The sequence below is a fragment of the Winogradskyella sp. SYSU M77433 genome (assembly GCF_029911945.1).
GTDB lineage: Bacteria > Bacteroidota > Bacteroidia > Flavobacteriales > Flavobacteriaceae > Winogradskyella.
The window spans coordinates 135,815-147,802 of the sequence record NZ_JARYTG010000002.1 but is presented as its reverse complement, the minus strand read 5'-3'; the positions used below and the strand labels follow the sequence as shown (position 1 = coordinate 147,802).

The 11,988-nt window shown below is 32.1% G+C and carries 13 protein-coding genes; 8 read left to right on the top strand and 5 right to left on the bottom strand.

Annotated elements, in window-relative coordinates:
* Window positions 1–105: 105 nt before the first annotated feature.
* Entirely contained in the window at window positions 106–405 is a 300-nt protein-coding gene (locus tag QGM60_RS03950; RefSeq protein WP_281138955.1) for a hypothetical protein, read from the bottom strand.
* Window positions 406–860: 455 nt separating this feature from the next.
* On the opposite strand from QGM60_RS03950, the gene QGM60_RS03945 reads away from it, so the two are divergent.
* From QGM60_RS03945 to QGM60_RS03915, 7 genes are all read left to right on the top strand, one after another.
* Window positions 861–2,261 carry an arginine decarboxylase gene (locus QGM60_RS03945; RefSeq protein ID WP_281138954.1) on the top strand — a complete coding sequence of 467 codons (1,401 nt, stop codon included), beginning with the start codon at window positions 861–863 and terminating at the stop codon, window positions 2,259–2,261.
* A complete protein-coding gene (gene speB / locus QGM60_RS03940) occupies window positions 2,251–3,192 on the top strand; it encodes an agmatinase (protein ID WP_281138953.1) in 942 nt (313 codons plus the stop codon). Before QGM60_RS03945 ends, speB begins: the two co-directional genes overlap by 11 nt.
* Window positions 3,182–4,156, top strand: a complete 975-nt coding sequence (locus tag QGM60_RS03935; RefSeq protein WP_281138952.1) for a deoxyhypusine synthase family protein — start codon at window positions 3,182–3,184, stop codon at window positions 4,154–4,156. The genes speB and QGM60_RS03935 overlap by 11 nt, the downstream gene beginning before the upstream one ends.
* A gap of 2 nt (window positions 4,157–4,158) precedes the next feature.
* Complete coding sequence (locus QGM60_RS03930; protein WP_281138951.1) at window positions 4,159–4,485, top strand: hypothetical protein; 327 nt, start codon at window positions 4,159–4,161, stop codon at window positions 4,483–4,485.
* Window positions 4,486–4,554: 69 nt separating this feature from the next.
* Window positions 4,555–4,968 carry a VOC family protein gene (locus tag QGM60_RS03925; protein ID WP_281138950.1) on the top strand — a complete coding sequence of 138 codons (414 nt, stop codon included), beginning with the start codon at window positions 4,555–4,557 and terminating at the stop codon, window positions 4,966–4,968.
* The gene (locus QGM60_RS03920) at window positions 4,968–5,744 is read left to right on the top strand and encodes an RMD1 family protein (RefSeq protein ID WP_281138949.1); all 777 of its coding nucleotides are present in this window, start codon (window positions 4,968–4,970) and stop codon (window positions 5,742–5,744) included. Before QGM60_RS03925 ends, QGM60_RS03920 begins: the two co-directional genes overlap by 1 nt.
* Before the next feature lie 180 nt (window positions 5,745–5,924).
* The gene (locus tag QGM60_RS03915; protein WP_281138948.1) at window positions 5,925–6,293 is read left to right on the top strand and encodes a hypothetical protein; all 369 of its coding nucleotides are present in this window, start codon (window positions 5,925–5,927) and stop codon (window positions 6,291–6,293) included.
* A 17-nt stretch (window positions 6,294–6,310) separates the two neighbouring features.
* Here the strand turns inward: QGM60_RS03915 and QGM60_RS03910 are convergent, their stop codons facing one another.
* Window positions 6,311–7,687: a mannosyltransferase gene (locus QGM60_RS03910; RefSeq protein ID WP_281138947.1), complete on the bottom strand. Its 1,377-nt coding sequence runs from the start codon at window positions 7,685–7,687 to the stop codon at window positions 6,311–6,313.
* Between the two features lie 77 nt (window positions 7,688–7,764).
* Between QGM60_RS03910 and QGM60_RS03905 the strand changes: the two genes are divergently transcribed.
* Window positions 7,765–8,142 carry an SRPBCC domain-containing protein gene (locus QGM60_RS03905; RefSeq protein WP_281138946.1) on the top strand — a complete coding sequence of 126 codons (378 nt, stop codon included), beginning with the start codon at window positions 7,765–7,767 and terminating at the stop codon, window positions 8,140–8,142.
* A gap of 50 nt (window positions 8,143–8,192) precedes the next feature.
* On the opposite strand, the gene QGM60_RS03900 is transcribed toward QGM60_RS03905, so the two are convergent.
* Genes QGM60_RS03900 through QGM60_RS03890 form a run of 3 tightly spaced genes read right to left on the bottom strand, consistent with a single transcriptional unit; the run spans window position 8,193 to window position 11,987 of the window.
* Window positions 8,193–9,683, bottom strand: a complete 1,491-nt coding sequence (locus QGM60_RS03900) for a cellulose synthase family protein (RefSeq protein WP_281139333.1) — start codon at window positions 9,681–9,683, stop codon at window positions 8,193–8,195.
* Window positions 9,683–10,372, bottom strand: coding sequence for a glycosyltransferase family 2 protein (locus QGM60_RS03895; RefSeq protein ID WP_281138945.1), 690 nt, complete (start codon window positions 10,370–10,372; stop codon window positions 9,683–9,685). The genes QGM60_RS03900 and QGM60_RS03895 overlap by 1 nt, the downstream gene beginning before the upstream one ends.
* Window positions 10,373–10,403: 31 nt before the next feature.
* Window positions 10,404–11,987 (bottom strand): 4Fe-4S dicluster domain-containing protein, encoded by a 1,584-nt coding sequence (locus QGM60_RS03890; protein WP_281138944.1) that lies wholly within the window; start codon window positions 11,985–11,987, stop codon window positions 10,404–10,406.
* Between the last annotated feature and the right edge of the window lies 1 nt (window position 11,988).

The window sequence follows — 11,988 nt, the reverse complement described above, 5'->3', positions numbered from 1 at the left end:
GAATCGGTCTATTTAGATTGTTTGGATAAACACAATCAATTACTAAATTAGTGAAAGTATATTTTAAAGAGAAGTGCTTAACACTAATTTATTAAATCAAGACTTTTATGATAAGGCATTAGAAATATCAATAACATTGGCTATGATTATTAATATTATTACAATAGTTATTGATAGATTTATTATAAAGCCAAAAATCTTTTGAAAGGTATTAGGCTCTTTTAAGCTTTTTAGAGAACTTATAAGTCCTGTAACTGCAATAACAAAAGATGAAATTATTAAAATGCCAACTATTATAGAAAGTGTACCTTGATTAAGGTTTAAGGCAGTAATTATTATTGAAAATAATAGTAGTACTAATCCAATAACAGCAAGCTTAAAACTTCTTTTAGTATTCAAATTCATATCATAAATAAATGAGATGAAATTTAGCTAAAAACAGTCAGAATAACATTAATTACAGAATTTTAGTTTCAAATTATATTTTTAATACACTGAAAATCAGACACTAATTTTTTTTAAAAAATAAATTAAAAAAGTTTTGCGTATTAAAAAATAGTATACATTTGTCACGAAATTTAGAACTACTAACACAACGGATTCTAAATTTAGCTGAACACATTGAAAACTGTTTTTACGTTCGGGTTTTTGAAAATTAGGAAGTCATATTCAAAAACTGCTTATAAGATAAGTAACCGAAATTTAAAGCTAACTTCCGCTACTTCAATTGCTGATAGTCAGCATAACTACGGTTTTGTACCTACTACACAAAATCAAATTCAAATTTGATATAACATAAACTTTACTTGAACTAAGTTTATATTTTATTAATTTACACTTGAATTTTTTAAAAAATTATAATGAACACAAAATATATTGATCTTATAGATCAATCCTTTTATTTTCCTCAGGACGAATTCAACCTAAAGGAAAACACACTTCAATTTCATGATATTGATTTAATGGAATTGGTAGAACAATACGGAGCACCTTTAAAGTTTACCTATTTGCCTCAAATATCAAATAATATTCAACGTGCAAAATCTTGGTTTGCTGATGCTTTTAAAAAGCATGATTATAAAGGTAAGTATAACTACTGCTATTGTACTAAGAGTTCTCACTTTAAGCATGTTTTAGATGAAGCTTTGAGTAATGATATTCATATAGAAACTTCTTCGGCTTTTGATCTAGATATTGTGAAAAAGTTAAAAGCAGAAGGTAAAATAACCGATAAAACATTTGTATTAAGCAATGGCTTTAAGCGTGAGCAATACATTACTAATATTGCAGAACTGATAAACTCTGGTCATGAAAACTGTATTCCTATTATAGATAATTATGAGGAGTTGGATTTGTTGTCACAAGACATTGATGGAAAGTTTAAAGTAGGTATTAGAATTGCATCCGAAGAAGAACCAAAATTTGAGTTTTATACTTCTAGATTAGGAATAGGTTACAAAAACATTGTACCTTTTTACAAAAATCAGATTCAGGAGAATGATCAGGTGGAGCTAAAAATGTTACATTTTTTCATAAATACTGGTATCAGAGACAATGCTTATTATTGGAATGAATTAACAAAGTGTCTTAAAGTTTACACTGCGCTTAAGAAAATTTGTCCATCGTTGGATAGCTTGAATATTGGTGGTGGTTTTCCAATAAAAAATTCATTGGCTTTCGATTTTGATTACGCTTATATGGTAGATGAAATCGTAAATCAAATAAAAACAGTTTGTGACCTAGAAGGTGTTGCAACTCCAAACATTTTTACTGAATTTGGAAGTTTTACTGTTGGTGAAAGTGGAGGTGCTATCTACAAAGTGTTGTATCAAAAACAACAAAATGATAGAGAAAAATGGAACATGATCAATTCATCTTTTATTACAACTTTACCAGATACTTGGGCCATAAACAAACGTTTTATAATGTTGCCAATTAATAGGTGGAGCGATGGTTATGAGCGTGTTTTATTAGGTGGTTTAACTTGTGATAGTGATGATTATTACAATAGCGAGCAACATGTTAATGCTATCTATTTGCCAAAATACAATAAGGATAAACCATTATATATAGGGTTTTTCAATACAGGAGCTTACCAAGAAACCATTGGTGGTTTTGGAGGTTTACAACACTGTTTAATTCCATCTCCAAAACATATTTTGATTCAACGAGATGAAGAAGGAAAGCTAACAACAAAGATTTTTAAAGAACAACAAAAGAGTGAAGACTTACTTAATATTTTAGGTTACAATGAAAACTAAAACTTATGCTGGTATACCAGAGCAATATGCAAAATTAGATCAATCAAAGATTGTTTTGATTCCTGTACCTTACGATGGTACAAGTACTTGGCAAAAAGGTGCCGATAAGGGACCAGATGCTTTTTTAGATGCTTCTGCAAATATGGAGCTCTATGATATTGAAACCAATTCTGAAGTATATCAGCAAGGTGTATTTTTAGCAGATGCGATTACAGAAAATTCATCACCAGAAGCTATGGTAGATGCTGTACATCAAGCAACTAAAAAGTATATTAAAAAGAATAAATTCGTAACCATTTTTGGTGGAGAGCACTCTATTTCTATTGGTACAATTAGAGCTTTCAATGAAATGTTTGAAGACATAACAGTACTTCATATCGATGCTCATGCTGATTTACGCGAAAGTTACGAAGGTTCTAAATGTAACCATGCATGTGCTGTTTATGAAGCAAGTCAGACTACTAACTTAATTCAAGTTGGTATACGTTCTATGGACATCATTGAAAAAACAGTGATGGATGAAGACAAGACTTATTTTGCTCATGAAATGGCGCAAGATGACAACTGGATGGATTCAGCAATAGATCAAATGACAGATAATGTTTTTATCACTTTCGATTTAGACGCTTTAGATCCTTCAATAATGCCAAGCACTGGTACTCCGGAACCTGGAGGTTTATTTTGGTACGAAACCTTAGAGTTTTTAAAGCAAGTTTTTGAAGAAAAAAATGTGGTAGGATTCGACATTGTTGAGTTATGTCCTAATACTGTTGATAAGTCTTCAGATTTTTTAGCCGCAAAGTTGTACTATAAGATGTTGAGTTATAAATTTGAAGGAGAAGACATAGATGATGATTTTGAAAGTAATTTCAATGATTCATCAAATGGAGCAAATAAATTTTCTAAATTTAATGACGAAGATGACTACTAAAGGAAACATATCCCAATTTATAGAAAAGTACTATTTACACTTTAATGCTGCAGCTTTAGTTGATGCCGCAAAAGGTTATGAAGATCAGTTAAATTCTGGTGCTAAAATGTTAGTGTCCTTAGCAGGTGCTATGAGTACTGCAGAATTAGGTAAGATTTTTGCTGAGATGATTCGCCAAGATAAGGTTCAGATAGTATCTTGTACAGGAGCTAACTTAGAAGAAGACATTATGAATTTGGTGGCGCACAGTCACTATAAGCGCGTGCCAAACTATCGTGATCTAACTCCTCAAGATGAATGGGATTTGTTAGAAAAAGGGTTAAACCGAGTAACAGACACTTGTATTCCAGAGGAGGAAGCTTTTAGACGTATACAAGAGCATATTGTAAAAATCTGGAAAGATGCTGAAGCTAAAGGAGAACGTTACCTTCCGCATGAGTATATGTACAAGTTATTGCTATCTGGTGTTTTAGAAGAGTACTACGAGATAGACCTTAAAGACTCTTGGATGTATGCAGCAGCAGAAAAAAACTTACCAATTGTTTGCCCAGGGTGGGAAGACAGTACTATGGGTAATATTTTTGCAAGCTATGTGCTAAAAGGTGAGTTAAAAGCGAGTACTATGAAATCTGGAATAGAATATATGACGTTCTTAGCAGATTGGTATACTGAAAATTCAGAAAATGGAATTGGATTTTTTCAAATAGGCGGTGGAATTGCAGGTGACTTTCCAATCTGTGTAGTGCCAATGCTTTACCAAGATATGGAGCGTACAGATACACCATTTTGGAGCTACTTCTGTCAGATAAGTGATAGTACTACAAGTTACGGGTCGTATTCAGGAGCTGTACCAAACGAAAAAATTACTTGGGGAAAATTAGACATAAATACACCAAAATATATCATAGAAAGTGATGCTACTATCGTTGCACCGCTTATTTTTGCCTATCTATTAGACATGTAAATATGAACAAAAAAGACCAACACCTAAAACGCGTAATCGTAGACTTTAAAAAGCTTACACCAGAGATTTTGGCACTTTTGGTAGAAAAATATCCTGATGGATATGATGATGACCAAATAATTTCATTCAGAAATGCTAAAAACGAAACTGTTGAAGCTGTTGAGGTAACTACAGAAGATACTAAATACTTGGTTAAAGTAAGTACTAAACTTGCCGTAACTATGGAAAATTATGACGAGGATGATTATGAAGATTTTGATGATGATGATCCAGATGCAGTACAAGATCCAGATATCCAACCAGACGACGATATCGAAGATATAGACTAAAAATTTAGTGTAAAATATTTCGTAATTTTTTGTAATTTACTAATAACTAAATTCTTATTAGAATAAATTATGGAAACTTCATTTCACATGTCATTACCGTGTCTTAATGTAGAAGAAACCAAAGACTTTTACATTAATAACATTGGTGCGTTCTTGGGAAGAACAAATGAAAATTGGGTAGATATAAATTTATTTGGACATCAGTTAACATTTATTCAGGCAGAAAAATTCAACTTTAATAGTCCAAATTATGTTTTTGAAGGTAAAATTTTACCGTCATTTCACTTTGGTGTTATTGTAGATGTTGATAATTGGGGTAAAATCTATACTAAGCTTACAAAGCAAAAGTTAGAGGTTGTTACGCAAACCACATTTTTAAAAGATAAAACAGGAGAACACTTGTCATTCTTTATAAATGACCCTAATGATTATATGTTAGAGTTTAAAAGCTTTAAGGATCCTAAGGATATGTTTAAAATATAATGTTTACAGTTGTTGCCTACCAAATAGCAAACACTATTAGTATTAAAACAAGCAAACAACAGTTGTCGTGGCAGCTGTTGTTTCAAGATAGTGATGAGCTGTTTTATTCAAGCGCTAAGGATAAATACGTTTATTTATTTCAGTACGGAATGGTTAGTTTTTTTAACTATTCAAAACAAGAAATAGAGGAAGCTTTACAGCAAATAAAGCCTTACTGCGACACTTATTTTTCAGACAAAATTTCGGAAGAAGTTACAGTTGAAATCAAACAACATACCCTTCAAGTGAATTTTGAAAGTGTGGTATTGCCAGATTTTAATAGTGAAATGATACGCTTGGTAATGCTTAATGCATCACAATCCGTAGCATTAAACCAGTATTCTGAAATTACCGAAGAGTTACTCATAGAAACCAATAAGCATACAAAATATCTTGAAAACAAAGGAAAACTAGATATTTCTGGTAATAAGCTAAAGCGCTTTATTGGAAAGATTTTAAATATAAAGAATAAAATTTCTGAAAACCTATACATCTTTGATTCACCAGATATTACTTGGGAAGATGAGTTGTTAAATAAGCTTAATTTAGAACTAAAGCAAACGTTCGATTTAAAAGACCGTTATCACGTTATTCATGATAGAATTGAAATTATAAAGGAAAACCTAGAGCTTTTCAAGGATATTATGGATCACAGAGAAAGTAGCCGATTAGAGTGGATTATTATCATTCTAATTTTAGTTGAGGTTGTAGACTTGTTCATCTTAAAATTGATATAATTCAAGCAAATTCTTCGCAAATAGCCATCCACAGTAATTTATAGTCAGAGCATTATAATCTAAAAGCATTGGGCTTGACGTGGTAAAATCCCATTAAAAGAATTTTCAATACTTAAAATTCATTTGTATGCATTGCGCATAGATGAATTTCAGTCAATATTAATTTTAAATAAATTGAACATGAAAGCAAAACAAATAGTATTGGTTTTAGCACTTTTCACTGCTGTTTTAAGTGTTAATGCCAATTCAGAAATAAAGAAAAAAGGTCAAGGTAAACAAGTAGTAACTATAGTTGCAACGTTTGATGGTTATGATGAGGATAACGGGTATTCCTTTTTGGTAGAAGATGAAGAGGAAGGCGATGAAGAAGTTATGTATTTTACGGAAATTACTGATGCAGCCTTACAGTCAGTTAATCTAAAATTAGATGAGTTTGTAGGTAAGCGTTTTGAGATTACTTATGAAATTACTGAGTACGAAGAAGAAGATGAAAATGGTTACATTGAAGTTTTTGAAACTTACATCATCACAAAAGTAAAAAAGGTGTAATTGAAATAAAGAAGCTGCTAGGAAACTGGCAGCTTTCTTTTTAGAATAACCTCCCAAGCAAAAGCACTAAACACAATACTGTATTCTAATGCAATGATCCAGAGATTTTCTTTATAAATAGGATCTGAATAGGCGCAGTAGCTTAATACAATAACCAAAGACCAAACCAAAGGAAATCTATAGTGAGTAAATAAACTAAGACCAACAAGAGTTACAACATACCAAGGGTGAACCGTTGTGCTTAAAAACAAGTAGCAAGCCAAAGCTAAAAGCATAGATGTTATTAGTTTTTGTAGAGTATTGTTTTGTCTCAAAAATGTTAGTCCAAGAATTATTAATAGTACTACTACAGGTATAATTTTACCAATAATAGCTATTTCATTATAACCACTAATAAAATAACCTATTGCTCTGGCGATATAATATATACTAGCATTAAATTCAAAATCGTTAAACCAAAGTCCGACGGTTTTAGAGTAGTTGACAATAAACTCCATTGAAAAAAACGGAAGAAAAGACAAGAGTGTTATTATTCCAATGATGGCATAAAATAAAATTAGCGTTGTCATTCCTTCAAACTCAGGAGTCTTTTTTGTTTTATCAGAATTAAACCATCTAAAAAATAATGGTAAAAACATCAGAGGAATAAGTTTTGTTGAGATAGAACAGGCAAAAACAACAGCTGACCATTGCCATTTTCCAGAATGTAATAGGTACAGACCCCAAATTAGAAAGCACAACATCACACCTTCAAAGTGAAGGTTACCAGTGAGCTCAATAACGATAAACGGATTTAAAAAATACCAAAGTATACGTTCTGAGGGTAGTTTTAAAGCTTCTAATAATTTTTTGCCAAAGTAAAGTATACCAAAATCTGCAGCAATAATAATCAGTCGCATAACAATGACAGAACCTAAAATACTTTTACTCGAAAATAAAGCAGCTAAAGCAAAAAACAATTGATTTAATGGAGGATAATTGGTGAAATGCGAAGCGCTTAAAGCACCCATTCCGGTATATAATTCTTGAGCTAACGGAATTTTGGTGCCAGCCTGATTCATAATTTGATCTGGTGTATACAAATAAGGATTAAAACCTTCCAGAAGCATTTGTCCATCCCAAATAAAACGATAAAAATCTTGTGATAAGTTTGGTGTAGCCAATAAAAAAATAAGTCTAAATAGAAGGCCAAGACCAACTAAAAACTTAAAGTTTAAACCTGATTTTTCAACCAGTTGATATGCAAAAACAAACAGTGCAATGTAGAGCAAAATCAATTTAGTAAAGTCGGTTCTAGCCAAATCAAAGGCAAAAGAACTGTACAAGGCAATACTTGATATGATAACAAGGAAGAATGTTTTATTGTATCTAACAAGATTGGTTAACCCTAGCATAATCCAAATATAGAATTATTTAAAGCTATTATAGTCGGAAAAATTATTAATACCTTTAAGCATACAATTTTGAAATTATGAGTTATTCAATTTTCCATAGTTTTACCATAAAAGCAGAGAAGTCAGAAGTCTTTAAAGCTGTTTCTGATCCTAATCATCTTATCAATTGGTGGCCTTTAAAATGTTCGGGAAATCCAAAAGTAGGAGAGTTGTATAATTTCAATTTTACCGATAAATATGATTGGTATGCAAAAGTTGAACGTTGTAAAGATAATGAAAGCATTCATTTTAAAATGACCGAGTCTGATGACGATTGGAATCCTACAACATTTGGTTTTGATTTGGCTACTGTAAACAATGGAACAAAGCTAGATTTTCCCACATTAATTGGCCAGAATGTAATGCACATTTTAAACATTCATCATTTTGTTGGGCATTATTGCTCAACGGATTGAAAAACTATTTAGAAAAAGGCATAATTGTTCCTTTTGAGGAACGCGAGTAACTAAACTTTAGAGCTTAGAGACTTAAAGAAAACATAGCCAAAACCAATACAAAGCATTAGGTGAAATGGAAATAACCCAAAATCGCCACCTTGGTCTCCAACGATGAACGCACTATAAAGTCCGAATCCGAAATAAATCATCAATAGGCCTTCAAGAAGTACATGAGGTGATAATTTCTTTTTTAAGTATTTGTTACCTTTCCAAGAATCTCTTATGGTACTGATATTAAACTTCGGTGTACGCACAAATTCACTGCGCTTACCAATATGTCCTTCAATAACCGCTATAGAATTGTGAAGCGAAAAGCCCATGGCTATTGAAAAGAACGTAAAGAACATACCAATATATCCAAAGAACTTTTTGAAGCCACTACCGTAAATATTTCGGTACATAAACCAGTAGCAAACAAAGAATATAATGGTACTCATTACAAAGAAACTCATCACATAAAAATAATCACGTAAGTGAGCATATTCATTTTTTATGTATAGCATTGGAATGCTCAAAACAGCAACTATGAAAATATTCAAAAACATGGTGCTATTCAATAAATGAAGTAAGCCGTGAACTTTTGTTTTGGTCGAAATATTATCAGACTTTAAAACGCGCCAAAGCATTTTTCTAAAGTTTTCTGCACCACCTTTATTCCATCGGAATTGTTGTGAACGTGCAGCACTGATTACCACAGGAAGTTCAGCAGGAGTTTCTACATCTTCAAGATATTTAAATTCCCAGTTTTTAAGCTGAGCTCTATAACTTAAATCTAAATCTTCAGTCAACGTGTCTCCTTCCCAGTTTCCTGCATCAATAATACAGTCTTTTCGCCACACACCAGCTGTACCATTAAAGTTAATGAAATGACCTTTACAGTTTCTTCCTACTTGCTCTAAAGTAAAATGTGCATCTAAAGCAAAAGCCTGGATTTTGGTTAGTAAAGAATAGTTTCGGTTTATATGTCCCCAACGAGTTTGAACAACTCCAATTTTTTCATTCTTGAAATATGGGATTGTACGTTTTAACCAGTTTGGATTCGGTAAGAAGTCTGCATCAAAAATGGCAATAAATTCACCTTTAGCAATTTTTAGACCTTCTTTTAAAGCACCAGCTTTAAAACCAGTTCTGTCAGTTCTGGTAATGTGCTTTATATCTATTCCTGTAGCAGCTAATTTTTCGATATGAGCTCTGGTGGTTTCTACAGTTTCATCCGTAGAATCATCAAGTACTTGTATTTCAAGTTTATCTTTCGGATAATCTAAAAGTGAAATGTTTTCCAATAAACGATCCATTACATACATCTCGTTAAAAACGGGAAGTTGAATAGTAACGTATGGTATTTCATCTGGATTAGAAAGGTTGAATTTTTCACATTCTTCTCTTCTTTTTTTAGATGAAAGATAGTTGTAAAGTAAATTTAATTGAGCCAAAGCGTACATAAAGATTAGTACTATGGCAATGGTATAGACAACTATTATAAAATATTGTAGGTAAATCACTTAAAACTATATTTAAAAATCCACGTAAGAATTTTTACGCCTGCAAAGATAGCACCTTTTACGGTTCCTGAAACTTTTGAGACACCAATTCTATTTCTATAATTAACAGGAATTTCTTTATAACGTAATTTTTGTTTTAAAACTTTCAGTTGCATTTCTACCGTCCAACCATAGGTTTTATCTTCCATTTTTAAACCTAAAAGTTTATCGTATTTAATGGCTCTAAATGGTCCTAAATCTGTGAAAGTAGAACTAAAAAATAGTCGCATTAAGTTTGTTGCTAGCCAATTACCGAATATTTGTGGTGTGGTCATAGAGCCTTGCTCTCGTAATTCTTTTACGCGAGATCCAAGGACAAAATCAATATTTTTATTAATAATTGGTGCGACCAATTTAGTTAGTTCTTCAGGATAATCACTGTAGTCTCCATCTAAAAAAACTACAATGTCTGGTTGGGTTTCTTGTTCTGCAATATAAGTCATACCTTTTAAACAAGCATAACCATATCCTTTTTGTTTTTCAACTAAAACCGTAGCTCCCGCTTTTTTGGCATTTATTTCCGTATTATCGGTAGAATTATTACTAACTACAATGATTTCATTAACGATTGAAGGAATATCGTTAATCACTAAGGGAATGGATTCCTCCTCATTGTAAGCAGGAATGATAACTTTTATGTTAGGCATTTAGTTAGTTTGAAAACGCAAAATAAATGTCTTATTTCTGATTTACCAAATCCATTAAGTCAACATCGTTTCCAAGAAGGATTTCGTTAGGGTTTATGCGACCTTTCATGCTGTCGTTTTCTAATTTTAAAACGCCTCTTGGGCAAACAGCACTGCAAATACCACATCCAACACAGCTTGATCGTACAATGTTTTCGCCTTTTTGAGCATAGGCACGAACATCAATTCCCATTTCGCAATAGGTTGAGCAATTTCCGCAAGAAATACATTGCCCACCATTAGTTGTAATTCTAAACTTTGAAAATAAGCGTTGCTGAAATCCTAAAATTGCCGCCATAGGACAACCAAATCTGCACCAAACACGACTGCCAAAAATAGGGTAGAAGCCAGTGCCAATAACACCAGAAAAGATAGAACCGATTAAAAATCCGTAGCTTTTTCTTAAGCTTTCTGATTTAAATAAAAACAACGAATTGTCTTTGCTGAAATAATGTAAAGCAAATAAGGACATGATAATCACAAAATAACCAATAGCGCCGTATTTGGCGTCTTTAGCTAATTCCTTACGCTTAAAGAGAAATATTCCAACAAAAATCAAGGTCAAAAAAGAAGCAACAAAAATTAAAAACGACGATTTTGTAAGCCAATATTTGCTGGTATCATTGCCCAAATAACTATGTATTACAGCTGTAGTCATTAACACAACGAATACTAAAACCGAGTGAATTACCCAACGCTCAACTTTCCAAGCAAATTGAGATTTATCGCTTAATTGCCTAAAAGAATCTCCAGCAGTTTCGGCTAAAGCGCCACAACCACAAACCCAAGAACAGTACCAGCGTTTACCATATTTGTAGGTTAAAATAGGCGTGATAATAAATATTGAAACGATACCAAAAATTAGCATGGCTAAACCGATATTTCCAGCACTGATAAAAGCTTTAATGCGATAACTTTCGAAGTTATAATAATTAAGAGGCCAAATATTTTTTAAATCGTAGTACGGTAAATCGCTGTTCATTACGTACATGAATTCTGGAATTAAAAACGCAAAAGCCAATTGAAAAAACATGACCGATATAGTCCTAATTTGTTCATAGCGATTGTGTCTATATTTTAAAATGAATTTGTAGCCAAAAACTAAAATCGCGACCGTGTAAAGCGTACCGTAAACAAACCATTGGCTGGCGTTTCTTCCGCTTAAAATTTGACTTAAAGGATCAAATAGCGCAACTAAACCAGTGTTTTCTTCACCTTTTTGAGCTAAACCTAAATATTCAGGATAAAAATAAAGTACAATGTAAAATAAGGTTAAAACAACACCAATTAGCCAACCAATTAATCCTCTAGCGGATAAAGATTTAAACCAAACACCATCATTTTTTATGCCTTTAGATTTATCTAAATACAAACTATTAGAAAACCAAATAGCGCCAATAAACATTAGGCTTAAAGCGATAGTTAGAGTAATTGTTTTATTAGGAAATTCAACATTAAAAAGAGCCAACGTCAAAATAAACAAACCAAGTATACCAACTGCTGAAGCTATTTTTTGAGTTTTTGTTAATCCATAAGAATTAGCCAAAGACATGCTGTAATTTAATTTTAAGCTCATG